Genomic DNA, 26,560 nt, shown 5'->3' on the forward strand with positions numbered 1-26,560 from the left:
AACGGGCCGAACACCGCGACTGGCCACCACCCGCTCCGGCCATCGTCACGATCGCCGGACCGGGCAGGACCTTAAATCACCGGCATTGGGCCTAGCCCTCCAGCTGCCGGAGTTCTGCGGTGAGGTTGCTGCGGGCGGCGGTGCCGAGGCGCCCGCGGGCGGCGGGGGTGCGGTAGAGGGCCGGGAGCGCCAGGAGCCGGCGCAGGACGGCGGCCCGGCCGGTGCGGAAGTCCGGCTCGGGGACGAAGGCGTACTCCTCCCGAACGGCGGCCGCGTAGGCGGCGTAGGCCTCGGGGGTGCCGCCGAGGACGGCGAGGTCCGCGTCGCAGAGCACCTCGCCGTCGCGGTCGCCGGGGGCCGGGTCGTGGCCGATGGTGAGCAGGACCAGACGTTCGACCTCGGTGACGCGCGCGGCGGGCAGGCCGGCGGCGGTCAGCGCGCGGACGGCGAGGGCGGCGCTGCGCTCCTCGTTCTCGGTGCGGTCGGGCCGGTAGACGGCGTCGTGGAACCAGGCGGCGAGCCGGACGGCGTCGGGGTCGGCGGCGTGCCCGGCGAGCTCGTCGACGTGGTGCAGGACCGCGCGCAGGTGTTCGGTGGAGTGGTAGCGGCGGCGCGGGTCCGACCAGCGGCGCAGCAGTTCCCGGCCGTACGGTTCGGGGTCGTCGGTGGTGCCGCAGCGGTGCAGCAGGGCGGTCCAGGCGGTGAGCAGGTCCTCGGTCGGCATGGGGCACATTGTGTCGGGCCGTTCCGGTGGACGGGATGTGCCGGTTGACGATATATGTAGACGTATGACAGAACGCTCCATGCAGGAGCCGACGCTGCTTCTGCTCACCGCGCTGGCCGACGCCCCGAGGCACGGCTACGCGCTCATCCAGGAGATCGCCGCGATCTCGGACGGCCGGGTCAAGATGCGCACCGGCACGCTCTACGGCGCACTCGACCGGCTGCTGGGCCAGGGCCTCATCGAGGTCGCCGCCGAGGAGGTGGTGGACGGCCGCGCCCGGCGCAGCTACGCGCTGACCGACGCCGGCCGGGGTGCCCTCGCCGCCGAGGCCGGGCGCCTGCGAGCGGTCGCCACCGAGGCTGAACGCCGGCTGACGAAGATCCGGTCGATGCTGCCGGGGAAGGCCGGGCCGCAGGGGCGGCCCGCCGCGGGGGGAGGACTCTCATGACCATGCCGGTGATCGGTCCCGCGCCCTCGGCGGCGCTGCGGGCCGCGCTGCAGCTCTACCCGGCGCAGTACCGCCGTGACCGCGGTGAGGAACTGGCCGAGGTGTTCGCCGACACGGCGGCCGCGGGCGGTCGCACGGCGGTCGCCCGGGAGGTACTCGGCCTGGCGGCGTACGGGCTGCGGGTGCGGCTCGGGCTGACCGGCGGTTCGGCGGCCGGCCGGTTGCTCGCGCTGGTGGCGCCGATGATCGCCGGTGCGGTGGTCGGGGCCACCATGGTGCCCTGGTTGGCCACCCTTGAACGGACCACCAGGTGGCTGGCCTGGGACGACTCGTTCGGCAACCACGTCCGGGCCTTCGGCCCGCCGGTGGCCGCGTTGCTGCTCGGGGTGGCAGCCCTGCTGGGGCGCTGGACGGCCGTTCGGGTCACCGCGCTGCTCCTGGGCGCCGTCGGGCTGTACGACCTGGGCGACGCCGCCTGGCGGACGTCCGGGCTCGACGCCTGGTGGGTCGGCTACGTCGGGATGGCCTCGCTGCCGTTCGTGGTGGCCGCGCTGCTGCTGGTCGCCGCGCCGACCGACCTGCTGCCCCGGCCGAACCTGCGGACCGCCGCTCTGGTGCTGGCCTCGATGGCCGCGGGCGGGCTGCTGGAGGCGGTCCAGAACTGGGACGACACGACCTTCCCGCTGGACCGTCAGTGGTTCGTGGTGATGCTGATCGCCCCGGTGCTGCTGACCTTCGCCGGGTTGCGCGGGCGGATGGGGCCGGCGGCGGTGGGGCTGGCGGTGCTGGTGCTGACCGGGCCCGGCAGCCTGTTCAACATCTGGCGGGGGTCCGGCGGGATGTCGCACCTGCTGCCGGTGGCGGTGCCGGTGGTGGCCCTGCTGGTGTTGGTGGCGGTGGCGGGCCACCGTTTCGGCCGGCGGGGAGCCGACGGGATGCTGCCGGGACGGGTGTGACGGGCGCCCCCGGCCCGGCGTGACCGGAACCGGGGGCGCGGTCTCGTCGGGGGCGGGCGGGTGTGGCAGGCTGTCTGATATGTCTAGACCAATTTTCGAAGTCATCGCGCTGACGCCCCAGGACGCCCGGGCCGCCGAGTCGGGCGGCGCCGACCGGCTCGAACTGGTCACCGACATGGCCGCCGACGGACTCACCCCGTCCGTCGAGGACTTCGCCCGGATCCGGGCCGCCGTCGGCATCCCGCTGCGCGTCATGCTCCGGATCCGGGACGGCTTCGCCCCCGGCGACCTGGACGAGCTGTGCGCCCGGGCCGCCGCGCTGCGGGCCGAGGGCGCCGAGGAGTTCGTCTTCGGCTTCCTCGACGCCGACGGCGCGGTCGACCCGGACGCCACCGCGACCGTCGCCCAGGCGGTGGCCGGCTGCCGCTGGACCTTCCACCGGGCGATCGACCACAGCGCCGACCGCGCCGCCCTGCGCGCCGCCGTCGGCGCGCTGCCCGGGCTGGACACCTTCCTCACCTCCGGCGCGGCCGCCGGGGTGGACGCCGGCCGCGAGGCGCTCTCGGCCGAGCTGGCCCGCGCCGGCGAGCCCGGCTACCGGCAGCGGATCCTGGTCGGCGGCGGCCTGCGGGCCGAGCACCTGAAGGGGCTGCGGGCGGAGGGCTTCGACGCCTTCCACGTCGGCGGCGCGGTGCGGGCCGACGGCTGGCGGACGCCGGTGGACGCGGCCAAGGTCGCCGAGTGGCGGGCGCTGATCGACGCCTGAGTGCACGCGAGAGGGCCGCCCCGCGGGCCGGCCCTCTTGCGCGCTACCGCAGCTGCTCGGGCAGCGGCTCGCCGTGCAGCACGGTCAGGCCGGAGACGGCGCGGGTCAGCGCCACGTACAGCCGCCGCAGGCCGGTCCGCTCGTCCGGCTCGCCGGCGATCACCGCGGCCGGCTCGTCCAGCACCACGTAGTCGTACTCCAGACCCTTGGCCAGCGAGGCCGGGACGAGGGTCAGCCGGGCCTCGGCGCTGGTCTCGGTGCCGGGGGAGAGGTACGGCAGCCCGGCCGCGGTCAGCGCCTCGGCGAACAGCGGGATCCGGGCGTCGGCGGCGATCAGGCCGGTCGAGCCCTCGTGCTCCAGCGCCTCCCGGCAGGCGGCGACCACCGCCTCGACCCCTTCCCCCTCGGTGACCTGGCGGATCGTCAGCGAGCCGGCGGTGTCACGGACCGAGGTGGCCGGGGCCAGGCCAGGGGCGATCGCCGGGAGCAGCCGGGAGGCGTACGCGATGACCTCCTCCGGCACCCGGAAGCCCTTGGTCAGCTCCTCGATGTGCGCGTCCGGCTTGCCCAGGTGGCGCAGCGCGTCCGGCCAGCTCGCCGTCGCCCACGGGGTGGTGCCCTGGGCGAGGTCGCCGAGGACGGTCGCCGAGCCGGTGGTGCAGCGGCGGCCGACCGCGCGGTACTGCATCGGGGAGAGGTCCTGCGCCTCGTCCAGCACCACGTGGCCGAGCGAGGGCGTGCGCTGCACCAGGTCCGTCGTCTCGTCCACCAGGACGGCGTCGGCCGGCGTCCAGCGGGCGGTCTTCACCGAGCGGCCTGGCTTGGGCCACAGCACCGCCTGCTGCTCCTCGGGCGTCAGCACGCCTTCGGCGCACTCGGCCAGGAACTCCGGGTCGGAGAGCAGCCGCAGCACCAGCTTCGCCGGGTCGACGGCCGGCCAGCACTCCTTGGCCACCGCCTTGACGGCGCTGTTGCGGGCCACCGCGTCCTGCACCCGGTCGTCGGGGGCCTCGCCGCCCTGCTCCATCTTCAGCAGCACGGCGTGCGCGATGCGCTGCGGCAGGGCGTCCCTGGCGGCGCCGTAGCGCACCTCGCGGCCCTTCAACTCCTCGATGATCTCGACGAGTTCGTACACCGGGACGCGCCAGCGGCGGGAGCCGCGGACCACCACGCAGGGCTCGGTGGGCAGCCTGATGCCGGCCCGCACCGCCCGGCGCAGCACCTCGGCCATCCGGGCGTCGCCCTTCAGCCGGGCCGACTCCGGGCTGTCCTCGCCCCGGACCTCGACGTGCCCGACCAGCTGCTGCACGGTGGCCTGGGCGACGTCCAGCTCGCCGAGGGCCGGGAGCACCTGCTCGATGTAGGAGAGGAAGGCGTTGTTCGGCCCGATCACCAGGGTGCCGGTACGGGCCAGGCGCTCGCGGTGCGCGTACAGCAGGAACGCGACGCGGTGCAGGCCGACGGCGGTCTTCCCGGTGCCCGGCGCCCCCTGGACGCAGATGGTGCCCGTCACGTCGGAGCGGACGATCTCGTCCTGCTCGGGCTGGATGGTGGCCACGATGTCGCGCATCGGCCCGACGCGGGGCTTCTCGATCTCGGCGGCGAGCAGGGCGGAGGTGCCCTCCGTCTCCGTGGGGTCGGTGAGGTGCTCGTCCTCGTAGGCGGTGAGCTCGCCGCCGGTGTAGCCGAAGCGGCGGCGGCGCTCGACGTCCAGCGGCTCGGTGCGGCTGGCCCGGTAGAACGGCTGGGAGACCGGCGCGCGCCAGTCGATCACCATCGGGTCGCCGTCGGCGTCGTGGACGTGGCGGCGGCCGATGTAGAAGTTCTCCCCTCCCCCGCCCTCGCTCAGTTCCTCGCTGATCGCGTGCAGGTAGTCGAGGCGGCCGAAGAAGAGCGGGGTGTGGGAGAGGTCGGCCAGGGCGGCGATCCGGGCCTCGATCTGGTTGTGGAGGACGGCGGCGGACACCCAGGTGCCGGTCACGTCGCGCAGGTCGAGCGACTCGACGTCCTCGCGCATCGCTCGCAGCGCGGACCGGGACGCGGCCAGGTGCTCGCGTTCGCGCTGGAGGGGGTCGGTGGTGGGGGTGGCAGGCACAGCGAACCTTCCCGGCTGCCCCGGTGGCGGGCGCAGCGGATCGATGGAGCTCACGGTGGGGTACAGCCGACCGGTTGCCGTGCGGTCGGCGCCTCCCCCGGCTGCCTGCGGGACTTCAGCAGGTACCACGGTTCGGGAGGGGGCAGACGGACGATCTTAGACCCGTCCGTCTCGGGGTTCCAGCCCCGCAGGTCTCAGGGGGCGCCGTACACCCGGAGGACGAGGGCCGCCGAGGCGGATACGGCCTTTGGAGTGATGCCCGCAGCCGTCCGGGTGCCTACCGTTGAAGACATGAGCACCGAAACCCACACCCCCCGTACGGGCCCGGCCGGCGCGACCGCCGTCCAGGGCCGCCACCGCAACCCGCTGAGCACCGCCGTCCGCAACGTCGGCATCGCCCTGGACACCGCCGCGCGCGTGATCTTCCTCGGGCGCGACGGTGTCCGCTACTGAGCGTTCCCGCCGTTACAGCACGTCGTCCGCGTCCATGATCCGGTACGCGTAGCCCTGCTCGGCGAGGAAGCGCTGCCGGTGGGCGGCGAAGTCCTGGTCCACGGTGTCCCGGGCGACCACCGAGTAGAAGTGGGCCGCATGGCCGTCCGCCTTGGGACGCAGCACGCGGCCGAGGCGCTGGGCCTCCTCCTGGCGGGAGCCGAAGGTCCCGGAGACCTGGATGGCCACCGTCGCCTCGGGCAGGTCGATCGAGAAGTTCGCGACCTTGGAGACCACCAGGACGCCGATCTCCTTGTTCCGGAAGGCGTCGAAGAGCTTCTCGCGCTGGGCGTTGCTGGTCTCGCCCTTGATCACCGGGGCGTCCAGGGTCTCACCGAGCTCGTCCAGCTGGTCGATGTACTGGCCGATGATCAGCGTCTGGTCCTTCTCGTGCTTCTTGACCAGCGCCTCCACCACCCGCCGCTTGGTCGCCGTGGTGGCGCAGAAGCGGTAGCGCTCCTCCGGTTCGGCGGTCGCGTAGGCGAGCCGCTCGGAGTCGGTCAGGGTGACCCTGACCTCGCAGCAGTCGGCGGGCGCGATGTAGCCCTGCGCCTCGATCTCCTTCCACGGCGCGTCGAAGCGCTTGGGACCGATCAGGCTGAACACGTCGCCCTCGCGGCCGTCCTCGCGCACCAGCGTCGCGGTCAGGCCGAGTCGGCGGCGGGCCTGCAGGTCGGCCGTGAACTTGAACACCGGGGCGGGCAGCAGGTGCACCTCGTCGTAGACCACCAGGCCCCAGTTGCGGGCGTCGAAGAGCTCCAGGTGCGCGTAGACGCCCTTCCGCTTGGTGGTCATCACCTGGTAGGTGGCGATGGTGACCGGACGGATCTCCTTGCGCGTGCCGCTGTACTCGCCGATCTCGTCCTCGGTGAGCGAGGTGCGCTTGACCAGCTCGTGCTTCCACTGGCGGGCCGACACGGTGTTGGTGACCAGGATCAGCGTGGTCGACTTGGCGTGCGCCATCGCGGCCGCGCCGACCAGCGTCTTGCCGGCCCCGCAGGGCAGCACGACGACGCCGGAGCCGCCGTGCCAGAAGCCCTCGACGGCCTGCGACTGGTAGGGGCGCAGCTGCCAGCCGTCCTCGTCGAGTTCGATCGGGTGCGCCTCGCCGTCCACGTACCCGGCGAAGTCCTCGGCGGGCCAGCCGAGCTTGAGCAGCACCTGCTTGATCTGCCCGCGCTCGGAGGGGTGCACCACCACGGTGTCCGGGTCGACCCGGTCGCCGACCAGCGGGGCGATCTTCTTGGAGCGCAGCACCTCCTCCAGCACCGGCCGGTCGGTGGTGCTGAGCACCAGCCCGTGCGTCGGGTGCTTGACCAGCTGGAGCCGGCCGTACCGGCCCATGGTGTCGGCCACGTCCACCAGCAGTGCGTGCGGCACCGGGTAGCGCGAGTACGTCACCAGGGCGTCCACCACCTGCTCGGCGTCGTGGCCGGCCGCCCGCGCGTTCCACAGCCCGAGCGGGGTCACCCGGTACGTGTGCACGTGCTCGGGTGCCCGCTCCAACTCGGCGAACGGCGCGATGGCGCGACGGCAGTCGGCGGCCTTGGGGTGGTCGATCTCCAGGAGGAGAGTTTTGTCGCTCTGGACGATGAGCGGTCCGTCATTCACGCGGGGAAGCCCTCCACTGGCTGACAGGGTGGATTGACGCAGACCCTCCAGTGTCGCGCATTCCGCCGCCGACGTGGACCCGCTCTGTGGACCCGCTCCGTGGACCGGCTCTGTGGACGGGCAGGTGGAACGGGTGCCTCCGGGAGCTACGGCCCGGGGGTCACTTCCACCCGGGGGTCACTTCCATTCGTAGATCCGGCCGGTGATCTTGCCGCCGGCGTCGGTGTCGAACTCGAAGAGGCCGACGACAGCGTTGAGGCGTTCGAGTTGTGGTGCGACGGTGGAGAAGAAGATCGCGCCCCGGAACTCGGTGCTGCCGGCCTCGGTGAAGTGGCCGATGCCGCTGCCGTGCCAGCTGACGCCCTGGCCGTCGGCGGTCATGTCGACGCCCTGGCCCTCGCCGAAGAGGGAGCCGTCGGCGCGCAGTTCGGACTCGTAGGTGCCGATGGTGTTGACCGCCGTGCCGTAGTAGCTGGCGGTGCCCCGGATGGACACCTCGACGATCGGGTGCCCGTCGCCGACGGAGAGGACCCGTCGACCGGTCTCCTCGCCCTGGATCTCGCCGATGAGTTCGCCGAGCATGGTGGGTGCCTCCTTTGTCGAGAACCCCCCTGTTCCCGGACTACGCCGGTGGGAGCGGGCCGTCAAACGGGCCGAGTGACCACCGTGCGTACTCGCTCGTTGAGCTGGTCATGAAGAAGTCGAAGCGCGTTCTCACCGCCCTCGCCCTGATGGGCACGGCCTTCGCCGCCACCGCCTCCTCGGCCGGGTCCGCCCACGCTCTCGCGGGCATCGGCGAGGGGCCCGGCGGCCTGCTCGCGGCGCCGGGCTTCCTGCTCGCGGACACCGTCACCGGGGGTGAGATGCCGGTCGGGCAGGGGCAGATCGGCAGCCTGGCGGACCAGGCGGTCAAGGAGAAGATGAAGGAGCCGCAGGGGCACTGACGGCCCGACCGGCGCCCTACTCCTCCAACTCCGCGACGCCGGTGATGCGGTGGAGGGCGAAGGTGCGGAGTTCGTCGGCGTGGTGGTCGAAGGCGGTGACGAAGCCGCCCTCGACCTTGACCGGGTCGATGATGCGCTGGCTGGCGATGCCCTCGGCGTTGAGGTAGCCGATCCACATCCGCTCGCCGAGGAGGACGGCCGTCTGGAGGGCGGCCAGGGTCTCGGCGGCGGCCGTGCGCGGGAGCCGGCGCGGGTCGGCGGTGGGTTCGCGGCGGGTGGCGGTGGCCGCGCGGTCGCCGGCCCGGATGGCCTTGATGGCGGCGGCGAGGAGGACGTCGTCGGGGGTGGGCGGGCCGTCGGGGACGGGGACGGGCGCGGTCCGGGGCGGGGTGCGGTGGCTGTCCGGGCGGGTGATCAGCACGTCGCCCTCGGCGGATTCGGCGGCCGGCGCGTAGCCCATGGCGCGGAGCGTCGCGAGCAGGACGTCCGGGGCGGCCTGGGAGGCCAGGACGGTGGGGGCGAGCAGTCGCAGCCGCAGGTCGGCGGAGCGGCGGTCGGCGAGCACCTCGTTCAGCAGGGCCGGGTCGTCGCAGCGCAGGTAGGAGGAGGCGGCGCCGACCCGCAGGATGCCGTGCCGGCGGGCGACGTCGTCGATCAGGTACGTGAGCGGCTGCGGGACGGGCGTACGGCTGTGCTGCTCCAGGAAGGTGCGCAGGTCGGCGGCGGTGCGCCCGGCGTCGAGGGCGCGGCGCACGGACGCCGGGGTGAAGCGGTAGACGGTGGCGCCGCCCTTGGACTCGACGTCGGCGCACAGGGCGAGGGCGTGGGCGAGCGGGGTGAGCAGCGGGCCGGGGGCGATCGCGGTGAGGTCCGGCTGGAGGATCACGTGGTCCAGCGGCTTCGGGAGCAGCGGGGCGAGCACCTCGGCCGGGTCGGCCTCGGCGGTGAGCAGGGCACGGGCGGGGGCGGCGAGGGCGCCGCGGCCGGTGACGCCGAGGAGTTCGGCCTCGTCGAGGGTCCAGGCGGTGAGTTCGTCGCGCAGGTCGCGGCCGTCCGGGCCGGTCGGGCCGCCGCGCAGCGGGCGCTGCCAGCGCAGGGCGGGGAGCAGCTCCTCGGCGGTGGCCGCGGTGCCGGGCGGGAGTTCGGCGAGCAGCGCGAGGGCGGCGCGGCGGACGGACGGGGCGAGAGTGCGGTCGAGTTCGGGGCCGAGGGCGGCGCGCGGCCTGCCCTTGCCGTCCTGGGTGCCGGTGAGGGCCGGGACGCGGGTGGCGGCGAGCCAGGCGGTGGCGAGGACGGACCAGCGCTCGGCGGTGTCCAGCTGCAGCCAGGCGTCGTACCGGGGGGTGGGGGCCCAGCGTTCGTCCACCCCGCCGTCGGGGGCCAGCAGGCCGGCGGCGTAGGAGAGTTCGAGCCAGAACGCGGTCTGCTGCTCGGTGGCCTCCAGGGCCTGGGCGGCGCGCTTGAGGTCGCGGACGCCGAGGCCGCCGGCGCGCAGGGTGAGCGGCGGGGTGAGGCCCCAGCCGTCCAGCAGCTCCTCGATCGTCTTGACGGCGGTGTGGGCCTGCCCGGCCGCGGCGCTGTCCACCACCTGGGGATCGCGCGGGGCGGCGGCGGGCGCGGGCTCGGGCTGGACCGGTTCGACGGTGCGGTGGGTGCGGCCGCCGCGCAGGTGCAGGGCGAGTTCGCGGGGCAGCACGACGCTGCCGGGGCTGGTGGGCAGCAGCAGGCCGCGGGCGAGCAGCCACTCGACGGGGCTCTGCGCGTCCTCGGCGGTGACCGGGCGGACGGCGTCCGGGACGGTGCCGGTGGGCGGCCCCCAGACCAGCCGCTCCAGCAGCCGCAGCGCGGGCTCGGGGGCGGTGTCGAGCAGCGCGGCGCAGGCGTCGCGGTCGGTGAGCAGCGCGGTGAGCGCGGCGACGGCGGTGACCGGGTCCGGGGTGGCGGGCCGGCCCGCCGAGGCGAGCAGCTGCTGCAGCCGGGCCGGGGACATGCCGACGGTGGCTTCCGCGAGGGTCGGGCCGAGGCCGGTGCGGCCGGGATTGGCGGCCGTCGGGGCGAGTGCCTCGCGGACGGCGAGGACCAGTCGCAGGCCGTTGTCCGGGCCCCAGAGCAGCGCCCGGTCGCGCAGGGTGGCGATCGCGCGGGGCAGGGCGGCGGCCACGGCGGACCGGTCGGCCGGGGTGAGCGGGGTCGCGCCGGGGTGCGGCTTGACCTTGGCCGGGCCGGTCAGCAGGGAGCGGACGGTGGCCAGGGAGGTGCCGTCCGGGGCGGTGGCCAGTGCCTCGGCGGCCTGCAGGGTGAAGCGGTCCAGCCGCTCCAGGGCGCGCAGCGCGGAGGCGCGCGAGGAGAGCCGGGCGGACAGCTGGGTCAGGTCGCCGGGGACCGGGTTCAGCAGGTCGGGACGGGAGCGGAGCAGGGCGGCGAGCGCGTCGTCGGGACGGGCGCGCAGCTCCTCGGCGAGGGTGCGCGGGCCGGCGGCGGACCTGCCCCGGCGTTGGTGGCCCTGCTGTGTGGTCATTCGACCTAGGTTAGTCGGGCGGGCGGACGGCGAGGTGTCCCGCACACCGCCCGGACCGGCCGGTGCCCCGCGCCGGCCGTCGGACTCGCGTGGGTGGGGGCGGGGTGGGTAGCGTCACGCCGAGGGCGGTTCGGTGGGCGGCCGCGCTCTCCATGGGCGAGCCGGGCGAGGCGGGGTGTCGGTGATGACGGACGGCGAGTGGTGGCGCAAGAGCGGGCCGTGGAGCGAGCGTCCGGTCGGGGGTGCGGAGGACCGGGCCGCGCGAGGTGGTGCGTCGGGGGCGTCGGGCGCCGGGTCCGTGCCGCCCGCGCCGTCGGTGCCGCCGGCCGTGCCCGCTCACGATCCTGACAGCGTGTACGACCCGCCGGCGCCGAGCGCGGCCGGGATCCCGTCCGTCCCGCTGAACCCGCCGGACGTGGTGGACGCCGAGGCGCGGGCGTCCGCCATCCCGCCGCCGACGGTGAGCAGCACCGGCCCGTGGACCATGACGGTGTTCGACTTCTCGGACGGGCCGGAGCCCGCGCCGAAGCCGATCCCCGATCAGCGTGCGCCGGGCGAGCCCGCGGACCCGGCCGAGTCCGCCGCGCAGCCGGTGGAGCCCGGGGCGGACCCGAAGACGCTGCGGAAGTCGAAGAAGCTGCGGAAGGCCAGGGGCAAGGCGGCTGGGCAGGCCCCCGCCGCCGGAGCGCCCAAGGTTCCCGCAGGGGGGAAGGGCGCAGGGAAGGGCGTGGGCAAGGATGCCGGTGCCCGCAAGGTGTCCCCGCTGATCCTGCTCTCCAGCGTCCTGCTGGTCGGCGGCGCGGTCACCGGCTTCTTCCCGGTGATGCTGGCGGGCTGGGGCCTCGGCTACCTGTCCCGCCAGCTCTCTGATCTGATGCGCAAGTTCGCGATCCTCGGGATTCCGCTGATCACGATGAGCGCGACCACCCTGTACGCCATGCAGCACGCCAAGCAGGGCGGCGGCCAGGGCGGCGGGCTGCAGTCGGGCTCCCCGCTGGGGCAGATCGGCTGGTCGTCGGCCCCGAACGTGCTGCGGGTGTCGGCGGTGATCTCCGCGGTGGTCCTGCTGCTGGTCGGCATGCACCGCCGTCCGCCGCAGCAGCAGGGCTGAGGCGGGGGCGGGGGATCGCGCAGCGGGAGCGCCTTGACGCCGGAGAGCACCGGGATGAGCGGAACCGCCGAGCTGTTCCGACCGTCGGGCGCGGGGTGAAGCACCGCCGCGGCAGGGCCGGCACCCCTTCCCGTACGGGGGTTAACACCCGTACGGGAAGGGTGCTTTCCCCGTTCTTCGGGCCGCCCGGCCGCACCAGACTCGGGGCATGCCCACACAGCCCTTGACGATGACCGAGGCCCCTGCCACCACCACCGCCCCCACCATCACCACCCCGCAGGCAGGCAGCGGTGGCAGCGACTTCGCCCAGTTGAGCCGCCGGATCGCCGCCGAGGGCCTGCTCGACCGGCGCCCCGGCTACTACGCCGCCCGGATCGCCCTGGTGCTCGCCGCGTTCGTCGGCGGCTGGTACGCCCTGTTCGCGCTGGGCGACACCTGGTGGCAGCTCGGCCTGGCGGCGGCGATGTCCCTCGTCTTCGCCCAAGTCGCCCTGCTGTCGCACGATCTGGCGCATCGTCAGGTCTTCACCCGGCGCCTGCCGAGCGAGATCGGCGGCCGGATCGCCGCCAACCTGCTGATGGGCATGAGCTACGGCTGGTGGATGAACAAGCACACCCGCCACCACGCCAACCCGAACCACGAGGAACGGGACCCGGACGTCTCCCCCGACCTGGTCGTGTGGTCCAAGCGGCAGGCCCGGGAGGCCGGCGGCCTCGCCCGGTTCATCGGCCGCCGACAGGCCTACCTGTTCGTCCCGTTGCTCCTGCTGGAGGGCCTCAACCTCAGCTTCAACAGCTTCCGCGCGCTGCGCAGCCCCACGATGAAGCGGCCGCTGCTGGAGGGCGTGCTGCTGGTCGTGCACTTCGTGGCCTACTTCGGCCTGATCTTCGCCGCGCTTCCGACCGGCAAGGCGATCGCCTTCTTTGCCGTGCACCAGGCGCTGCTCGGGGTGTACCTGGGCTGCGTCTTCGCCCCGAACCACAAGGGCATGCTGATGGTGACACCCGAGATGAAGCTGGACTTCCTGCGCCGCCAGGTGCTCACCTCGCGCAATGTGCGGGGCGGCGCGGTCGTCGACTCGGTGATGGGCGGCCTCAACTACCAGGTGGAGCACCACCTGTTCCCCAGCATGCCGACTCCGGCGCTCGGCCGGGCCGCCCGGATCACCCGGGAGTTCTGCGCGGAGCAGGGCATCCCGTACTACGAGGTGGGCCTGCTCCGTTCGTACCGCGAGATCTTCGCCCACCTGCACCGGACGGGAGAGCCGATCCGCTCCGGCGAGTGAGGCAGGGGAGTGGGAGTGGGAATGGGAGTGGAGGTGGGGAGTGGGAAGTCGGTGGGGCCGACTTCCCACTCCGGCATGCCGGGCGGCGTGGTGGTCGAATTCGTCGGCTTTGACACCCCTGGAGGAGGGCCGTCACCGCCCCCCGGCTCAGCTCTTCTTCTCGAATCCGGCGAGCAGGGCGCGCGGGTCGAAGGTGACCCGGATCCGGGCGATCTTCCCGTCCTCCACGTGCATCCAGTTCACCGTCGGCGTGGGCTCCGCGATGCTGGTGTTCAGCTCGAACCAGGTGATCACCTCGTCGCCCTCGGCGACGCGCACCTTCACGTCGATCTTCTCCAGCACCCGGCCGAGCCCCTGCAGTCCGGCCAGTGCCTGCTCCACGCCGCTGGCGGTTCCCAGTGCCCCGACGAAGTCCACGTCGTCGGCCAGCAGTCCCCGGATGGTCTCGAAGTCGCCCGCCTCCCAGGCGGTGAAGTAGGTCTCGGCAAGCTCGCGTGCGTTCTTCGTCGTCGTCATGTCTCCATCGTTCTGCGCGGCGGGCAATCCGTCCAACAGATGGATCCGATGCCTTCTATCATCATGAGTTATGGAGATGCATCAGCTGCGCTACCTCGCCGCCGTGGTCGACGAGGGGACCTTCACCGCCGCCGCCCGTCGCCTGCACGTGAGCCAGTCCGGTGTCAGTACCCAGGTGGCCAAGCTGGAAAAGGAGTTGGGCCAGCAACTGCTCGACCGATCCGGCCGCCAGGTCCGCCTCACCCCGGCCGGGGAGGCCGTTCTCCCGCTGGCGAAGAGCGCCCTCGCCACTCTGGACGCCATCCGGCACACCGCCGCCGAGTTCGCCGACGCGGTGCGCGGCCGGGTCCGGCTCGGCATGATCATGGGCTGCTCGATCCCGCCGTTCCTCGACGTGGTCGCCGATCTCGGCCGTACCCACCCCGGCATCGAACTGAGCCTGCACGAGGGCCACTCCGACCTGCTCCAGGCGCAGGTCCTCTCCGGTGCCCTCGACCTGGCCCTGATCGGCTACGCGGGCGAGGCTCCGGCGGGCCTCGACGCCGGCGTCGTCGTGGACGAGCAGATCGCCGCCGTCGTCCCGACCGGGCATGCGCTCGACCGGCCCGGACTGACCCTCGCCGACCTGCGCGGCGAGAAGATCCTCTGCCTCTCCCCGGGCACCGGCATCCGCTCCGCCTACGAGCGATCCTGCGCGCAGCTCGGCCTCGACCCGCGGGTGGACATCGACGCCAGTTCCCCGGTCGCCGTCCTCCGTCTCGCCGAACGCGGAGCCGGCGTCGCGGTCCTCAGCCCCTCCTCCGTCGAGGGCCCCGGCCTGAGCACCATGGTGATCGCGGACGCTGCCGTCCGTTCCTGCCTCGCGCTCGTCAGCCGCCCCGACCAGCACTCCCCGGCCGTCCGGGTCCTGCGCGCCAAACTCCGGGCGGCGTTGGGCTCCGAGTGATCGTCGGACAACCCCCTCCCCGCCCGCCTCTTCAAGGACGCCACCAGCCCGTCCGACAACCTCACGTGGAACTCCTCGATCTTCACGGGCCGGGGCACCCGGGGGTCTGCCTCGACGCCGGCAACACCCGTGACAACATCGTCCAGCGCGGCTCCAGCAAGCTCGCGGACACCCTGTCCTGACGGACTTCCCGGGGGGCTGTGGCTTCTCGCGGCTCCCCCCGGGTGGGGGTCAGGCCTTCCAGTGCGGGTCCCGGCCCGAGGCGGCGAGCGCGCGGTCCCAGGTGGAGGCGTCGTCCGGCAGTGCCACCGCTTCGGCGAAGCCCTCGTACTGCCGGTACAGCTCGGCGTTCTCCTCGACGATCTCCAGTGCCATCGCGGCGAGTTGCTCATCGACCGAGATCTCCGCACCGACGGTCCGGGCGACGTCCCAGCCGTGCAGCACCAGCTCCAGGATCAGCATCCGGGCGATGCCCACCGCCGGCATCGGTGAGCCGCCGAGGTCGACGTCGCCCTCCCAGGCGGCCGGATCGGCCCAGGCGGCGACCGCCCGCTCCAGCTGCGCCCCGTACGCGGAGCGCCAGTCGGCCTCGGCGGTGAAGTCCCGCTCGATCAGCTCCTGGGGCAGCTCGGTGCGCCGGGCCCGGTGCTCCAGGCCGTGGGAGGTGTAGAGCACCCAGTGATTGATCAGCGCGCGGGTGTCGAAACCCGTGCAGGGCGTCGGGGCGTCCGACGCGAAGCCGGCCGGGACGGCGGTGGCGACCTCGGCCGCAGCGGTGGCGGCGCGGGCCAGGACGGGGTGCATCGGGTGGACGTTCATGTGACCGATCCTGCACCGGCCGGAAGGTCCGGGTCTTGAAGAAACGCGACGCTACCCTGGCGGCCATGGACTCCGCCGACTCTCCCGATCTCGGCCGCGGCGTGCTGCACCCGGCCCGGGCAGCCGAGCTGATCAGCGTGGAGCGCCTGGCGCCCGATCCCGCGGTGGCGCGGTTCGTCGAGTACTACTGGCTGGTGCGCTGGGACCTGCACGGCCTGCCGTCGTACGAGCAGAAGGTGCTCGCCCACCCGAACGTCCATCTGGTCTTCGAGGCCCCCCGGGCCCGGGTCTACGGGGTGGACCGCTCGCTCTTCGTCCGTCGGCTGGAGGGGACCGGGCACGTGTTGGGCGTGAAGTTCCGCCCCGGGGCCTTCCGCCCCTTCGCGGGCCGTCCGGTGAGTGCGCTGGCCGACCGGTCCGTCCCCGCCGTCGAGTTCTTCGGGCCCGCTGCCGACCGCCTCGACGCGGCCCTGCTGGGCGGCGAAGGGGCCGACCCGGCGGCCCTCGCCGACGCCTTCCTGCTGCCCCGGCTGCCCGCGCCCGACCCGGTCGCGGACGAGGTCGCCGCGATGGTGGAGCGCATCACCGGCTCGCCGGATCTCTGCCGGGTGGACGATCTGGCCGCCGAGTTCGGGCTCGGCGTCCGACGCCTCCAGCGCCTGTTCGCCGAGTACGTCGGCGCCTCCCCGAAGTGGGTGCTGCGCCGCGCCCGGCTCCACGAGGCGGCCGAACGGGCGAGCGGCGGCGGCGAGTTGGACCTGGCCGCGCTCGCCGCCGAACTGGGCTACGCCGACCAGGCCCATCTCACCCGCGACTTCACGGCCGTGGTCGGCGAGCCCCCGGCCCGTTACGCGGCGGCGGGCTGACCGGCTTCCGCCGCGGCGGCAGCAGCGGCCCGGCCCTTGGCGCTGGCCCGCTTGGCGTAGGCGATGGTGAAGTACACCAGCCCGCCGAGCACCACGTACGGAAGGATGTTGTTGACCGTCACCACCGTGCCGTGCGACAGGGTGTAGACCAGCACGATCCGCAGCGCGGCCTCCAGGATGAACGCCACGCCCCACACGATGGTCAGGTTGCGCTGGACCAGGCGGAAGCCCGGGTACTGCCACATCGAGTTCCACCAGGCGACCATCTCCGGCGTGCCGTCGGTGGCGAACTTGCGCCCGAAGTAGAACATGATCGGCTTCGGTGCGGCGAGCGAGCCCAGGTAGAACACGCCGAGCAGGCCGGAGACGAAGGAGTCCTTGGCCAGCAGCATCTTCGGGTCCTGCGGCCCGATCAGCGCGACCACCAGGGTCAGGGCGACGAACACCAGGGAGACGACGGCGAACTCGTCGATCCGGCGGTGCCAGAGGAGGTAGATCACGGTGTCGACCACCGGTCCCAGGCCCGAGAGCAGGATCGCGGTGGATTCGCTGTAGCCGTGGTCGTGCAGCTGGTTGTAGATCAGGATCGGTGCGACGACGTTGAAGCCGATGCTGATCAGCCAGCCGAGGGCGGCGGCCCCGCCCTTGCGGGCAGGAGCCTGTGGAGCTGCGGTAGTTGACACGGTGTCGTCCCCGGAGAGTGAGCGGCGAGTTACCGGCTCATTCTGACGGGCCCGCAGGTCAAGCGCCTAACTCCAGAACCGAATCGTGATCGATCGTGCCCGAGCGGGCCGCTGCCTCGGCCCGCCCGTGCGCTCACGCCCCGAGGAAGCGCTGCAGTTCGTCCAGCAGGTAGTTGGCCCCGGTGTAGCCGATCCCCTGGAACCACAGCTGGTCGTCCACCGGGAACGCCCGGTGCGCCCGGACCGCCCCCAGCGCCTGCCAACCCGGGCTCGCCAGCGTCGCGTTGAGGCCCGCCGGCTCCGGGTCGCCGTACGTCGCGTACAGCAGCAGGTCGCCGTCGGCCTTCCCGATCTGGTCCGGGGGGACCTCGAAGTCCGACTGGTCGACGTTCTGCGGGTCCGGCCGTCCCACCTGGGCATCGGCGAGCACGCTGCCGGGGAAGCTCTGCCGGCCGTACAGCCGGATCCCGCCGCCCTCCACGAACCGCACCAGGCTCACCTTGCGCCCGGACAGTTTCGCCGCGGACAGGGCCTGCGCGACCTGGCCGGCGTGCTTCTGGTACGCGCCGACGAAGGCCGCGCCGGCGGCCTCCCGGCTCAGTGCCTGGGCGTGCAGCTGGAAGTTGGCCTTCCAGGGGGCGCCGGTGGTCTGGGTGAGCACGGTGGGGGCGAGTTCGCGCAGTTGGTCGTACCGGTCGCCGTCGCGGGTCTGGTTGGAGAGGATCAGGTCCGGTCGCAGGGCCCGCACGGTCGGCAGGTCGGGTGATCCGGCGGGGCCGACGAGCCGGATCCCGGCGGTCCGGAGGGTCGGCCAGTAGTCGGGGTACCGGGTGTCGTGGGCGGGGAGCGCGGCGCCGATCGGGGTGATGCCGAGGGTCAGCGCGGAGTCGAGCACGTCGGTGTCCAGGACGACCACCCGCATCGGCTTGCCCGGCACCAGGACCGGCCCGGTGGCGGTGTTCACGGTCACCGGGGGCAGCTGGGTGGCGGTCGGCGAGGCGGTCGCGTCGAGGCTGTCGGCGGTGGCCGGGGCCGGGGGCCGGGTGGTGCCGCCCGTGCAGGCCGCGAGCGCGGCCCCGCCGAGGCCGGTGAGCAGGGTGCGGCGGGCGATCCGGGGCATCGGCGGTCCTCAGGGGGCGCGGCGGAGTCGGGGTGCCGTCGATTATGTCCGAAATGGCACCTGAAGTGCCGTTAAGCGTGCCGTCAGGCGTCCACCGCCGCCGTCGCCGTGGTTGAGGCCCACGGAGCGCCCGGAACGACCAGCGGTGTGCCCGTCACCGGATCCGGCACCACCACCGAGTCCAGCCCGAACACCTCCCGCACCAGCTCCGCCGTCACCACCTCCCCGGGCGCGCCCTGCGCCACCACCCGGCCGTCCCGCATCGCCACCAGGTGATCGGCGTACCGGGCGGCCTGGTTGAGGTCGTGCAGCACGGCGACGACCGTCCGCCCGCGCTCGACGTTCAGCCGACGGACCAGGTCCAGTACCTCCACCTGGTGCGCGATGTCCAGGTAGGTGGTCGGCTCGTCCAGCAGCAGGATGTCGGTGCCCTGGGCGAGCGCCATCGCGATCCAGGCGCGCTGGCGCTGGCCGCCCGACAGCTCGTCCATGCTGCGCTCGGCGAGTTCCGCGGTGGAGGTGCGCTCCAGCGCCTCCGAGACCGCCGCCTCGTCCTCCGGCGACCACTGCTGCCACCAGCTCTGGTGCGGCTGGCGGCCGCGCGAGACCAGGTCCGCCACCGAGATGCCCTCCGGGGCGGTCGGCGACTGCGGCAGCAGGCCGAGCCGCTGGGCGATCCGCTTGGTCGGGATCCGCGCCAGTTCCTCGCCGTCCAGCAGCACCGCGCCCCGGACCGGCTTCAGCAGCCGCCCGAGGGCCCGCAGCAGGGTCGACTTGCCGCAGGCGTTCGGGCCGACGATCACCGTCACCCGCCCGTCGGGGACGCGGATGTCCAGGCCCTCGACGACCGTGCGCGCCTCGTAGGCCAGGGTGAGGCCCCGGGCCTCCAGACGGTGAGCGGACGGCTGGTGGGCGGACATCAGGAACCTCCACGGCGGGATCGGATCAGCAGCCACATCAGGTACGGCGCGCCGACCATGCCGGTCACCACGCCCACCGGCAGCTCGGTCGGCGCCAGCAGCCGCCGGGCGATCAGGTCGGCGAGGACGACCACCAGCGCGCCGGTCAGCGCCGAGCAGAACAGCGGGACCTGCGCCGAGCGGGCCAGTCGCAGCGCGATCTGCGGTGCCATCAGCGCGACGAAGTCCACCGGCCCGGCGGCCCCGGCCGCGCAGGAGGCCAGCACGATGCCCAACAGCGCCATGCCCAGCCGGATCCGGTCCAGCCGCAGGCCCAGGCCCACGGCGGTCGCGTCGTCGAAGGAGATCGACCGCTGGGCGCGGGCCGCCCACAGCGCGACCGGGACGGCGGCGAGCAGCACCCAGGCGAGCCGGCCGGCCTGCTCGTAGCCGGAGCCGTTCAGGCTGCCCGTCATCCAGACCTTCGCGGCCTGCGCCTGGAAGCCGTCGCCCTTGGTGAGGAAGACGGAGGTGAGCGAGGACAGGGCGACGCTGATCCCGATGCCGATCAGCACGAAGCGCTGCGCGTGCAGCCCGCGCCGCCAGGCCAGCGCGTACACCAGCAGCCCGGCGACCAGCCCGCCGGCCACCGCCGCGTACGGCGCCTCGCCGGTCGAGCCCACCACCCCGTACGCCATCAGGCCGACCACGGTCGAGGTCGCGCCCCAGGTCACGCCCACCACGTCGGGGCTGGCCAGCGGATTGCGGGCGACGGTCTGGATCAGCGCCCCGGCCACGCCGAGCGCCGTGCCGACCAGCAGTCCGACCACCACCCGGGGCAGCCGGAACTCGCCGACCACCAGTTCGTCCGGGCTCGGCTGCCCGAGCACCACCTTCACCACCTCGGCCGGCGACACGGTGGACTCGCCGAGGCACAGCGAGGCCACCACCGTCCCGGCGAGGGCCACCAGCAGCCCGGTCGCGACGAACGCCGAGCGCCGGTGCAGCAGGAGGGAAGCCCGCCCGGCCCGCACCACGGAGTAGCCGCGCAGCGAAAGGCCGCTCCCGCCGGAGGAGAGGGTGTTCACGCGGCGACCACCTTCCGGCGGCGGACCAGGGCCACCAGCACCGGGACGCCGACCAGGGCCGTCATCACGCCCGCCGGGACCTCGGACGGCGGGAACAGGACCCGGCCGAGGGTGTCGGCGAGCAGCAGGAGGGCCGGGCCGAGGACCGCGGAGAAGGCGAGGATCCAGCGGTGGTCGGCACCGGCGACGGCGCGGGCCGCGTGCGGGACGGCGAGGCCGACGAAGGCGATCGGGCCGGCCGCCGCGACCGCCGAACCGGTCAGGACGGTCGCGCCGAGGGCGCCGACCGCCCGGGCCAGGCCGGTCTTCGCGCCCAGCCCCTTCGCCGTGTCGTCGCCGAGCGCCAGCGCGTCCAGTCCGCGCGCCACCGCGACGACCAGGACGGTGCCGACCGCCAGGAACGGCAGCAACTGCCAGGCCACGTCCGAGGTCCGTCCGGAGAGCGAGCCGACGTGCCAGAAGCGGAACCGGTCCATGGTGGCCGCGTCCGTGGTCAGCACCAGGGCGATGAGCGAGGCGATGAAGGCGGACATCGCCGAGCCGGCCAGCGCCAGCTTGATCGGCGTCGCCCCGCCCCGGCCGCGTCCGGCGAGGCCGTAGACCAGCACGGTGGCGATCACCGCGCCCGCGAAGCCGAACCAGACGTACCCGGTGAGGGTGGAGATGCCGAAGCCGGAGATGGCGACCACCACGCCGGCCGCCGCGCCCTGGGAGACGCCGAGGATCCCGGGGTCGGCGATCGGGTTGCGGGTCAGGCCCTGCATGACGGCCCCGGCCAGGCCGAGCGCGGCGCCGACGGCCAGGCCGACCACCGTGCGCGGCACCCGCAGCTCGCGGATCACCACGGCGTCGGCGGTGCTGCCGCCGTGCAGCAGGGCGTCGAGGGTCTCGCCGAACGGGACGGTGCGGCTGCCGACCGCGAGGCTCAGCAGCACCGCGGCGGCCAGCACGGCCAGTGCGGCGGCGAGCCACGGTAATCGGCGCCGAGGCGCGCGGTACGGCGTGCCGGGCGTGCCGGGCGTGCCGGGCGGGCTGGGTGGGCTGGGTGGGCTGGGCGGTGCGGTGGTGTCGTCGGTCATGGGCCCTCTCCGCAGACAACTCAGGTAAACCTAAGTTCCGCCGCGAAGCCGGGGCAAATCGCCTCGTGGAGCGGGCTGCGCGTTGGATAGCCTGGCGGCATGCCCGCGACCTCACAGGCCCCGCTCACCGTCGGCTTCGACCTCGACATGACGCTGCTGGACACCCGACCGGGTATCCGCGCCACCTATCTGGCGCTCTCCGCCGAGACCGGAACCCCGATCGACGCCGACCTGGTGGTCACCCGGATCGGCCCGCCGCTGCTGGACGAGATCCGCAACTGGTTCCCGGAGGAGGAGGTGGAGCGGGCCGTGACGCGCTACCGCGAGCTCTACCGCGACCACGCCTTCGCCCCGACCGTGGCCCTGCCCGGCGCACACGCCGCCGTCGAGGCGGTCCGCGCCCACGGCGGCCGGGTCGCCGTGATCACCGGCAAGTACGAGCCGAACGCCCGCCTCCACCTGGAGCACGCCGCCATGGCGGCGGACGTGCTGATCGGCGACCTGTGGGCGGAGACCAAGGGCGAGGCGCTGCGCGAGCACGGCGCGAGCATCTACGTCGGCGACCACCTCGGCGACATCCGGGGCGCCCGGCACGCGGGCGCCGTCGCGGTCTGTGTGCCCACCGGCCCGTACGGCGCGGACGAGCTGCGCGAGGCGGGCGCGGACGTGGTGCTGGCGGACCTCACGGCGTTCCCGGACTGGCTCACCCGCCACCTGGCCGGCTAGGACCCGCCTGGGAACCGGCCAGGGCCGGTCAGGGCGCTTCCCGGGCCGGACCTGGTCCGGTCAGGGCCCGACCCGGCGGCGCTGGGCGCGCGCGTTCAGGAGCAGCCCGGTCAGCGCGGCCAGGAACCCCGCCGGCATCAGCATGCTCAGCCAGTACGCGGCCGTCGGCAGCGGCGTCAGGTGCAGGAACAGCGGGACGAAGGTGACCAGGGTGGCGAGTGCGCCGAGACCGAAGACGATCGCCCCGGCCTTGACGTACACGTCGCCGGGATCGGCGCTCTGGCTGCTCACGTCTGCTCACTCCTCGGGGCGGGGCCGGACCGACCCCAGTCTGGCAGAGCCGCCGTCGGGGGCGCCCATCGGAGCGGCTCCGTCACGTTGCGCAGTTTCCCGGCAGCTCAACGTTTTGATCCCTGCTGGGCGGGGGTATGCAGGGGGTGCCGAGGGGCGCTGCAGGTGCGCCCCGTGTCCTCAGACCCGGGGGTGTGAGCCGATGGACAGCGCCGAGACGCGACCCGGCCGTGCCAGTACCGGGTTGCCCGTGGGCCCGAGAACCCCGCGCCCCGACCGCCCCGAGCGGGCCTCGGAACGCGGATCCTTCGCGGAACGCGGATGAGGCAGTCACGGACCGTTAGTCTGCTCCTGACAGCGAGCTGACCATGAGCGCCTGCGGGCGCCGAGCCGAGGTCGCCCGCGGCTTTCCCACCACCCAGTGATCCCCGGCCAGGGCCGGGATCCCTCACACCCATTCGAGGACTGTTCGAGATGCCCACCGGCCAGGTCAAGTGGTTCAACGAGACGAAGGGCTTCGGCTTCCTGTCGCGCGACGACGGCGGCGACGTCTTCGTCCACACCAAGGCACTGCCCGCCGGTGTCACCGTGCTGAAGCCGGGTCAGCGGGTCGAGTTCGGCGTGGTCGCCGGGCACCGCGGCGATCAGGCGATGGCCGTGCAGCTGCTGGACGCGCTGCCCTCGGTGGCCGTCTCCCAGCGCCGCAGCGCGGACGACATGGCCCCGATCGTCCAGGACCTGATCACCACCCTGGACGCGGTGCTGCCGGGCCTCCAGCGCGGCCGCTACCCCGCCAAGCCCACCGGCCAGAAGCTGGCCGGCCTGCTGCGCGCGGTGGCCGACCAGTTCGACGTGTAGGACGGTGCGGGGAAGCGCTACCCGAACGCGAGCGCACCCGGGTCGAGCGGGGGCACCAGCCCCTCCGCGGCGGCCCGGGTGAGCAGTGCGCGGACGGCCGCGTAGCCCTCCTCGCCGAGGTCCTCGGTGAACTCGGTGACGTACAGCCCGATGTGCTGCTTCGCGACGTCCAGGTCCATCTCCTGGGCGTGCGCCAGCACGTACGCGCGGCTCGCCTCCGGGTCCGCCCAGGCCTGGCGGACGGAGGCGCGGATCGCCTCGGCGACCGCCCGCAGCCGCTCGGGGCCGAGCGAGCGCCTGGCGACGATCGCGCCGAGCGGGATCGGCAGGCCGGTCTCCTGCTCCCAGGCCTCGCCCATGTCGGCCAGGCTGTGCAGGCCGTACTGCCGGTAGGTGAAGCGGGCCTCGTGGATCACCAGGCCGGCGTCCACCCGGCCGTCCCGGACGGCGGGCATGATCTCGTGGAACGGCAGGACGACGATCTCGCCGAAGCCGCCCGGCACCGCCTTCGCCGCCCAGAGCCGGAACAGCAGGTACGCCGTGGAGCGCTCGGAGGGCACCGCGACGGTCTTCCCGGCGAGGTCCGCGGGGGATTCCACGCCCGGCACGGTGAGCACCAGCGGGCCGCAGCCGCGCCCCAGCGCGCCGCCGCAGGGCAGCAGGGTGTACTCGTCCAGGACCCACGGCAGGGCGCCGTAGCTGATCTTCAGGACGTCCAGCTCGCCGCGCTCGGCCAGGCCGTTGGTGATGTCGATGTCGGCGAAGGTCACCTCGGGGGCGTCCGCCCCGGGCACCAGGCCGTGCGACCAGGCGTGGAAGACGAAGGTGTCGTTCGGGCAGGGCGAGTACGCGATGCTCAGCCGTTCAGCCACGGCCGGCCTCCTCGATCGTTGTGTGGCCGGCGGCCAGTTCGTGGACGGGCAGCGCGGCGAAGGCCCGCTCCAGGGCGGCCAGCGCCTCGCCGATCCGCCACGCGGCCCGGTCGCGCGGGCCCACCGGATTGGACACGGTGCGCAGTTCGAGGGCCGGTACGCCGTACCGGGCGGCGGCCTCGGCCACGCCGAAGCCCTCCATCGCCTCGGCGGCGGCGCCCGGGTGGCGGGCGGCCAGCGCGGCGGCCCGCTCGGCGCTGCCGGTGACGGTGGAGACGGTCAGCACCGGGCCGATGACCGGGCCCGGGCCGGTGGCGGCGCCGGGGGCGGCCAGCGCGGTCGCGACGAGCGCGACGACGGCCGGGGGCGGGGTGTGCCGGACGGTGCCGAAGCCCAGCTCGGTGACGTCGGCGAAGCCCTCGGGGGTCTCGGCGCCGAGATCCGCGGCGACGATGGCGTCGGCCACCACCGTGGCGCCGACCGGGGCGTGCGGCGCGAAGCCGCCCGCGATCCCGGCCGAAACGGCCAGGGCGTACGGGTGGGCGGCCAGCGCGGCGGAGGCGGCGGCCGCGGCGGCGGCCGGGCCGACCCCGGCGGCCAGCACGTCCACCGGCGCGCCCTCGGCCCGGTGCAGGGTGCCGCCGGGCAGCGGCAGGGCGGCGGCCCCGCAGGGCAGGCCGCGCAGCACCGCCTCGGCCTCGGCGGCCACCGCGACGACGACGAGCAGCCGGGCCCGCGCGGGGCCCGACTGCTCGTGCTCGCCGTTCCCGGCGTCCTGCGCGGTCATCGCGGGACCGTCAGCTGTCCTGGGTCTTCAGCTGGAAGTACCAGACGGCGATCGGGTTGTCCGAGTTCTGGTCGCCCTCGACCACGGTGACCAGGGTCTTGCCGCTGGCGTTGAGCACCTTGTTCGCCGGCTGGGCACCCGTCCAGGTCTGGCCCTTGGCGTACGCGGACAGGCTGGTGCGCCCGCCGCTGCTGGACGAGCCGCCGTTGGAGAAGGCCCACCAGCCCGACTTGGCCACGTTCGGGGAGACACCGACGCCGACCCGGTCGCTCGCCACCACGTCCGAGGTGGGCAGGGTGCCGTCCTTCAGGGCCTTGGTGGCCTTGTCCTGGCAGTCCTGCTGGAGGTCCTCGGTGATCGCGCTGCCGCCGTTCCAGCACAGCGGGTCCGCGACGATCGAGGAGTTGCCGACCGTGAGGGTGGCACGGTGCGAGATGTGCTCGGTCTGGTTGGAGGCGACGGCGACGGAGGTGCCCACCGTGGCGGCGCCGACCACGACGACGGCGCCGAGGGCGGCGATGGCACGGGAATTGAGGCTCATGCGTCAGAATCTACCGGGCCTGGCCGATCACGCTACGCGGGGGTCGGCCACCGCGTGTTGCCGCACCGCCCGGTCAGGCCACCCGGGGCGCCGCGGGGTGCCGGCGCAGGCCCACCCGGAAGAGCGAGCGCAGCGTCCACAGCAGCGCCAGGCCGACCACCGCGGCGGCGACCGACAGGCCCAGCTCCCCGTTCAGCGGCATCAGGATGCCGACCGCGCCGCCGGCCACCCAGGACAGCTGCATCAGGGTCTCCGAACGGGCGAAGGCCGAGGTCCGCACCGCCTCCGGGACGTCCCGCTGGATCAGCGCGTCCAGCGCCAGCTTGCCCAGCGAGGCCGCCATCCCGGCGATGCCGGCGACCAGAATCACCGTCACCACGCCGTACCAGAGCGCGGCCGCCGCCGTCACACCGGTCGCCAGCAGCAGCATCGCGGTGACCGTCGCCTCCGGGCCGCGGGTGCGCAGCCAGGAGCCGAACACCGAGCCGAGCGCGTTGCCGGTCCCCGCCGCCAGGGCCACCAGGCCCAGCGCCAGCGTCGGCTGCAGGCCGCCGATCGGCTCCTCCCGCAGCAGGAAGGCCAGGAACATCACCAGGAAGCCGACCAGCCACTTCATCGCCGACATCGCCCGCAGCGCCAGGATCACCGACGGGCCGACGGTGCGCAGCGAGGCCTTGACCGGCGGCGGCCTGTGGTGGATCAGGTGCGAGCCCTCGCCGTGCACCTCGGCGTGCAGCACGGCGCGCTGCTCGCCCTTGGCCGAGTCCACGGCGTGCGGCAGGTGGAAGGCCATCAGGGTGCCGATCACGAACACCAGGAAGGCACCGCGCAGTGGCCAGCCCGGGCCGATCAGGTGCAGCAGCCCGCCCACCCCGGCCGCCACACCGGTGGCCAGCAGCCCGGCCAGGGTGACCCGGGAGTTCGCCTTCACCAGGGACAGCCGGCTCGGCAGCAGCCGGGGCACCACGACGCTGCGCACCACCCCGTAGGCCTTGGACGCCACCAGCACGCCGAGCGCCTCCGGGTAGAGCGCGAGGCCGCCGCCGGAGATCACCCCGGCCATCGTCCAGGCCAGCACCGCCCGGGCCAGCATCGCCATCGCCATGGCCGCCCGGCGGCCGTGTGGCAGACGGTCCAGCAGCGGGCCGATCACCGGGGCCAGGAGGGCGAACGGGGCCATCGTGATCAGCAGGTAGAGCGCCACCCGGCCGCGGGCCTCGCCGGTGGGCACCGAGAAGAAGATGGTGGAGGCCAGGGCGATGGTGATCAGCATGTCGCCGAACGAATTGAGCGCGTGCAGCTCGATCAGCTTGGCGAGGCCGGACTCGCCCGCGCCCTCGGCGGAGGTGGCCCGGCGGATCCGGCGGCCGGTGCCGTGCACCACCTTGCCGGTGCGGGCGCCGACGGCGGAGGCGGTGCGGATCAGGAAGGGGCGGCGGGACTCGGGGACCTCCTCCTCCGGGACCTCGTCGAGGGCGGCGAGGTGGCGGGCGCGGGCGCCGTCCGGCTCGGGGACGCC

The 26,560-nt window shown here is 74.0% G+C and carries 28 protein-coding genes; 11 read left to right on the forward strand and 17 right to left on the reverse strand.

Annotation, left to right across the window (positions count from 1 at the left end; all coding sequences use genetic code 11):
* Positions 1 to 91: 91 nt before the first annotated feature.
* Entirely contained in the window at positions 92 to 724 is a 633-nt protein-coding gene (locus ACZ52J_RS06790; RefSeq protein WP_465616385.1) for an HD domain-containing protein, read from the reverse strand.
* Between the two features lie 64 nt (positions 725 to 788).
* Here ACZ52J_RS06790 and ACZ52J_RS06795 point away from each other — a divergent pair, with 64 nt between their 5' ends.
* From ACZ52J_RS06795 to ACZ52J_RS06805, 3 genes are all read left to right on the forward strand, one after another.
* Entirely contained in the window at positions 789 to 1,172 is a 384-nt protein-coding gene (locus ACZ52J_RS06795) for a PadR family transcriptional regulator (RefSeq protein ID WP_465616387.1), read from the forward strand.
* Positions 1,169 to 2,128, forward strand: coding sequence for a hypothetical protein (locus tag ACZ52J_RS06800; RefSeq protein ID WP_465616389.1), 960 nt, complete (start codon positions 1,169 to 1,171; stop codon positions 2,126 to 2,128). Before ACZ52J_RS06795 ends, ACZ52J_RS06800 begins: the two co-directional genes overlap by 4 nt.
* A gap of 79 nt (positions 2,129 to 2,207) precedes the next feature.
* Positions 2,208 to 2,894 (forward strand): copper homeostasis protein CutC, encoded by a 687-nt coding sequence (locus ACZ52J_RS06805; RefSeq protein WP_465616391.1) that lies wholly within the window; start codon positions 2,208 to 2,210, stop codon positions 2,892 to 2,894.
* Positions 2,895 to 2,937: 43 nt separating this feature from the next.
* Here ACZ52J_RS06805 and ACZ52J_RS06810 read toward each other — a convergent pair whose 3' ends face one another.
* Complete coding sequence (locus ACZ52J_RS06810; RefSeq protein WP_465616393.1) at positions 2,938 to 4,989, reverse strand: HelD family protein; 2,052 nt, start codon at positions 4,987 to 4,989, stop codon at positions 2,938 to 2,940.
* A gap of 291 nt (positions 4,990 to 5,280) precedes the next feature.
* Between ACZ52J_RS06810 and ACZ52J_RS06815 the strand changes: the two genes are divergently transcribed.
* A complete protein-coding gene (locus tag ACZ52J_RS06815) occupies positions 5,281 to 5,442 on the forward strand; it encodes a hypothetical protein (protein ID WP_360494753.1) in 162 nt (53 codons plus the stop codon).
* Positions 5,443 to 5,454: 12 nt separating this feature from the next.
* Here ACZ52J_RS06815 and ACZ52J_RS06820 read toward each other — a convergent pair whose 3' ends face one another.
* Both ACZ52J_RS06820 and ACZ52J_RS06825 read right to left on the reverse strand, forming a co-directional pair.
* A complete protein-coding gene (locus ACZ52J_RS06820) occupies positions 5,455 to 7,092 on the reverse strand; it encodes a DNA repair helicase XPB (protein ID WP_465616395.1) in 1,638 nt (545 codons plus the stop codon).
* Positions 7,093 to 7,269: 177 nt separating this feature from the next.
* Positions 7,270 to 7,674 (reverse strand): hypothetical protein, encoded by a 405-nt coding sequence (locus ACZ52J_RS06825; protein ID WP_360494747.1) that lies wholly within the window; start codon positions 7,672 to 7,674, stop codon positions 7,270 to 7,272.
* Between the two features lie 110 nt (positions 7,675 to 7,784).
* Between ACZ52J_RS06825 and ACZ52J_RS06830 the strand changes: the two genes are divergently transcribed.
* Positions 7,785 to 8,036, forward strand: coding sequence for a hypothetical protein (locus ACZ52J_RS06830; RefSeq protein ID WP_465616397.1), 252 nt, complete (start codon positions 7,785 to 7,787; stop codon positions 8,034 to 8,036).
* 16 nt (positions 8,037 to 8,052) lie between these two features.
* On the opposite strand, the gene ACZ52J_RS06835 is transcribed toward ACZ52J_RS06830, so the two are convergent.
* Positions 8,053 to 10,554, reverse strand: coding sequence for a helicase-associated domain-containing protein (locus ACZ52J_RS06835; protein ID WP_465616399.1), 2,502 nt, complete (start codon positions 10,552 to 10,554; stop codon positions 8,053 to 8,055).
* Positions 10,555 to 10,906: 352 nt separating this feature from the next.
* Here ACZ52J_RS06835 and ACZ52J_RS06840 point away from each other — a divergent pair, with 352 nt between their 5' ends.
* On the forward strand, positions 10,907 to 11,665 hold the full coding sequence (locus tag ACZ52J_RS06840) for a hypothetical protein (protein WP_465616401.1): 759 nt from the start codon (positions 10,907 to 10,909) through the stop codon (positions 11,663 to 11,665).
* Between the two features lie 208 nt (positions 11,666 to 11,873).
* The gene (locus tag ACZ52J_RS06845) at positions 11,874 to 12,950 is read left to right on the forward strand and encodes a fatty acid desaturase family protein (RefSeq protein ID WP_465616402.1); all 1,077 of its coding nucleotides are present in this window, start codon (positions 11,874 to 11,876) and stop codon (positions 12,948 to 12,950) included.
* Between the two features lie 147 nt (positions 12,951 to 13,097).
* On the opposite strand, the gene ACZ52J_RS06850 is transcribed toward ACZ52J_RS06845, so the two are convergent.
* Positions 13,098 to 13,466, reverse strand: coding sequence for a nuclear transport factor 2 family protein (locus ACZ52J_RS06850; protein WP_360494735.1), 369 nt, complete (start codon positions 13,464 to 13,466; stop codon positions 13,098 to 13,100).
* 70 nt (positions 13,467 to 13,536) lie between these two features.
* Between ACZ52J_RS06850 and ACZ52J_RS06855 the strand changes: the two genes are divergently transcribed.
* Entirely contained in the window at positions 13,537 to 14,412 is an 876-nt protein-coding gene (locus tag ACZ52J_RS06855) for a LysR family transcriptional regulator (RefSeq protein WP_465616404.1), read from the forward strand.
* 231 nt (positions 14,413 to 14,643) lie between these two features.
* Here the strand turns inward: ACZ52J_RS06855 and ACZ52J_RS06860 are convergent, their stop codons facing one another.
* The gene (locus ACZ52J_RS06860; protein ID WP_465616406.1) at positions 14,644 to 15,231 is read right to left on the reverse strand and encodes a TIGR03086 family metal-binding protein; all 588 of its coding nucleotides are present in this window, start codon (positions 15,229 to 15,231) and stop codon (positions 14,644 to 14,646) included.
* A gap of 65 nt (positions 15,232 to 15,296) precedes the next feature.
* Between ACZ52J_RS06860 and ACZ52J_RS06865 the strand changes: the two genes are divergently transcribed.
* Positions 15,297 to 16,097: an AraC family transcriptional regulator gene (locus tag ACZ52J_RS06865; protein WP_465616408.1), complete on the forward strand. Its 801-nt coding sequence runs from the start codon at positions 15,297 to 15,299 to the stop codon at positions 16,095 to 16,097.
* On the opposite strand, the gene ACZ52J_RS06870 is transcribed toward ACZ52J_RS06865, so the two are convergent.
* From ACZ52J_RS06870 to ACZ52J_RS06890, 5 genes are all read right to left on the reverse strand, one after another.
* Complete coding sequence (locus tag ACZ52J_RS06870) at positions 16,079 to 16,780, reverse strand: VC0807 family protein (RefSeq protein ID WP_465616410.1); 702 nt, start codon at positions 16,778 to 16,780, stop codon at positions 16,079 to 16,081. The two genes, ACZ52J_RS06865 and ACZ52J_RS06870, sit on opposite strands and share 19 nt — an antisense overlap.
* A gap of 133 nt (positions 16,781 to 16,913) precedes the next feature.
* A complete protein-coding gene (locus ACZ52J_RS06875) occupies positions 16,914 to 17,900 on the reverse strand; it encodes an ABC transporter substrate-binding protein (RefSeq protein WP_465616415.1) in 987 nt (328 codons plus the stop codon).
* 83 nt (positions 17,901 to 17,983) lie between these two features.
* Positions 17,984 to 18,820, reverse strand: a complete 837-nt coding sequence (locus tag ACZ52J_RS06880) for an ABC transporter ATP-binding protein (protein ID WP_465616417.1) — start codon at positions 18,818 to 18,820, stop codon at positions 17,984 to 17,986.
* Complete coding sequence (locus ACZ52J_RS06885) at positions 18,820 to 19,887, reverse strand: FecCD family ABC transporter permease (RefSeq protein ID WP_465616419.1); 1,068 nt, start codon at positions 19,885 to 19,887, stop codon at positions 18,820 to 18,822. The genes ACZ52J_RS06880 and ACZ52J_RS06885 overlap by 1 nt, the downstream gene beginning before the upstream one ends.
* The gene (locus tag ACZ52J_RS06890; RefSeq protein WP_465616421.1) at positions 19,884 to 20,966 is read right to left on the reverse strand and encodes a FecCD family ABC transporter permease; all 1,083 of its coding nucleotides are present in this window, start codon (positions 20,964 to 20,966) and stop codon (positions 19,884 to 19,886) included. Before ACZ52J_RS06890 ends, ACZ52J_RS06885 begins: the two co-directional genes overlap by 4 nt.
* 99 nt (positions 20,967 to 21,065) lie before the next feature.
* Between ACZ52J_RS06890 and ACZ52J_RS06895 the strand changes: the two genes are divergently transcribed.
* Positions 21,066 to 21,692, forward strand: a complete 627-nt coding sequence (locus ACZ52J_RS06895) for an HAD family hydrolase (protein WP_465616423.1) — start codon at positions 21,066 to 21,068, stop codon at positions 21,690 to 21,692.
* 60 nt (positions 21,693 to 21,752) lie between these two features.
* On the opposite strand, the gene ACZ52J_RS06900 is transcribed toward ACZ52J_RS06895, so the two are convergent.
* Positions 21,753 to 21,983 carry a hypothetical protein gene (locus ACZ52J_RS06900; protein WP_360494711.1) on the reverse strand — a complete coding sequence of 77 codons (231 nt, stop codon included), beginning with the start codon at positions 21,981 to 21,983 and terminating at the stop codon, positions 21,753 to 21,755.
* Positions 21,984 to 22,457: 474 nt separating this feature from the next.
* Here ACZ52J_RS06900 and ACZ52J_RS06905 point away from each other — a divergent pair, with 474 nt between their 5' ends.
* On the forward strand, positions 22,458 to 22,841 hold the full coding sequence (locus ACZ52J_RS06905; protein ID WP_360494708.1) for a cold-shock protein: 384 nt from the start codon (positions 22,458 to 22,460) through the stop codon (positions 22,839 to 22,841).
* 17 nt (positions 22,842 to 22,858) lie between these two features.
* On the opposite strand, the gene ACZ52J_RS06910 is transcribed toward ACZ52J_RS06905, so the two are convergent.
* The 4 genes from ACZ52J_RS06910 to ACZ52J_RS06925 form a co-directional block, all read right to left on the reverse strand.
* Positions 22,859 to 23,713, reverse strand: coding sequence for a 1,4-dihydroxy-6-naphthoate synthase (locus tag ACZ52J_RS06910; RefSeq protein ID WP_465616426.1), 855 nt, complete (start codon positions 23,711 to 23,713; stop codon positions 22,859 to 22,861).
* Positions 23,706 to 24,500, reverse strand: a complete 795-nt coding sequence (locus ACZ52J_RS06915; protein WP_465616428.1) for a futalosine hydrolase — start codon at positions 24,498 to 24,500, stop codon at positions 23,706 to 23,708. Before ACZ52J_RS06915 ends, ACZ52J_RS06910 begins: the two co-directional genes overlap by 8 nt.
* Positions 24,501 to 24,510: 10 nt before the next feature.
* A complete protein-coding gene (locus ACZ52J_RS06920; protein WP_360494699.1) occupies positions 24,511 to 25,041 on the reverse strand; it encodes a hypothetical protein in 531 nt (176 codons plus the stop codon).
* Positions 25,042 to 25,114: 73 nt separating this feature from the next.
* Positions 25,115 to 26,467, reverse strand: a complete 1,353-nt coding sequence (locus ACZ52J_RS06925) for an MFS transporter (RefSeq protein ID WP_465616883.1) — start codon at positions 26,465 to 26,467, stop codon at positions 25,115 to 25,117.
* Positions 26,468 to 26,560 lie beyond the last annotated feature (93 nt).

It is taken from the genome of Kitasatospora sp. NPDC034035, assembly GCF_055575755.1.